Genomic DNA, 1,693 nt, shown 5'->3' on the forward strand with positions numbered 1-1,693 from the left:
GGTGATTTTATCGATAGTTATTGACAAAAGTGCCACAATATGTATTCCTAGGAAATTGCCCTTCCAGGCACAGCATTCGGAAAAAAATGATGCGATCGCACTATGACGCGATCGCATCTGAAAAAAAGTATTGTTGACATCTCCCCCGAGCGAGCAATCCCTCGCTCGGGGGATTTTATGAGGTTGTGACGCGGCAGCGGTTTTGCCGTGCCGCCTAACATTTCATTCGGTATGATTTTTTCACCAATCCCCGCTTATTCAGGAATTACCGTATCTTCCCGGAAAGCCAGATTTTGAATCCGTTCGTCCAATGTTGGGTCAGTATCGGCCTGATTAAAGGCATTAGCTGCTGTGGGGAAGAATTGATGGAGGTATTCTGCTAGGGCATCCTGCTCGGAACCAAAGGAGGCAAAATTGGCAAAACCCTCGAAGGCTTCAGGGAGCGCAGCATCTCGGACCCCGTTTTTGTTGAGGTCTTCTTCAGCATCTAAAACCCCATCGCCATTGCTATCCGGCTCACCCCAGAAATCGATCCGATTGAACAAAGCTGGATTGGCACTCAAGAAGCTGGAGAAGGGAGCGCCATCAGCCACATAGCTAATGGTAACACCACGAAACGTGCGGCTGGGATCCCCCACTAATTCACCATTCTGAGCCACTACATCGATAACTTGGTCTTGATCGTCCAGGACAACCAGAGAGAGAACCCGATCATTGGCAGGACGAGTCGCATCAAAGCTAAACTTAAGCCGACCGATTTGGGGAAACTGGCCGGGAGTCACACCCGGAGCTGTTGCCGCTACCGCATCCTCGATGGTTTCCAGCAATTGATCCGCTGTGACGGTAAACAGGGTCAGTCCATTATTAAAACGAAGGGAGTTGGTGATGTCAAGTTGGGAAACTTCCCCTTCTTCCTTGCCCACCGCAGGATTGGCTGCTGGGGGCAACAGTTCAAAGTCATTGGGGTCGATGCCACCGTTAGCAGCGCTAATCACCCCGATGTTGGAACGGATGCCACCCCCATTTTTGAAAGAAAACACGGTTGTAGCATCTACAGTCTTGGCATAAACCAGGTTAGCATCAGCGGTCAGGTTACCCAGGTTGGTTTCTTCGGTGCGGACAAAGGCGCGATCGCCCCGCAGGAAAACTTTGGTATTGCCAAAAATATTGCTATCCTGAGTACTGATCACTTCATCAAGGGTATTGGTAATTTCTACAACCTCCGGGTCTGGGGTACCTCCTACCGCTTCAACTCCTTGATCATCTGTGGCGTAGGCTCCACTAATGTTGGGGTCAATACTGCTGGGAATCAGGATACCGTTTGCATCAAAGTCCACCACCAGACGACCCACATATTTATAGGTGGCATCGGTGTTCACAATAGCGATCGCATTTCCATCTCCATTGGTTTTGAGAATAGGATAAAGACCACCACTGGTATCTCCCAGCCGCAGATGATCGGTGGCATCAGACAGCAAGGTGTGAGACCCTCCCGCCACAATTATATCTACATCCCGCAAACGAGGGGCTAACTCATCCCGCTCAATGGTCAACTGTTGCATGTGCGCTAGGACAATAATCTTGTTGATGCCCGTAGCGGTCAATTCATCCACCGCAGCTTGGATTTTAGCAGCTAAGGCGTCATAGTCTGTGGGATTTTCCGGGAATACCGTGACTCCATCAGAGGAAGAGA

Annotated in this window: 1 protein-coding gene; it reads right to left on the reverse strand. The window is 50.0% G+C overall.

Going from position 1 to position 1,693, the window contains the following annotated elements; translation table 11 throughout:
• Positions 1-254: 254 nt before the first annotated feature.
• Positions 255-1,693: bifunctional metallophosphatase/5'-nucleotidase (locus F6K37_RS41240; RefSeq protein ID WP_287257063.1), on the reverse strand; the 1,439-nt coding region annotated here is incomplete at its 5' end.

The sequence above is a fragment of the Moorena sp. SIO4E2 genome (assembly GCF_010671945.1).
GTDB classification, from domain to species: domain Bacteria; phylum Cyanobacteriota; class Cyanobacteriia; order Cyanobacteriales; family Coleofasciculaceae; genus Moorena; species Moorena producens.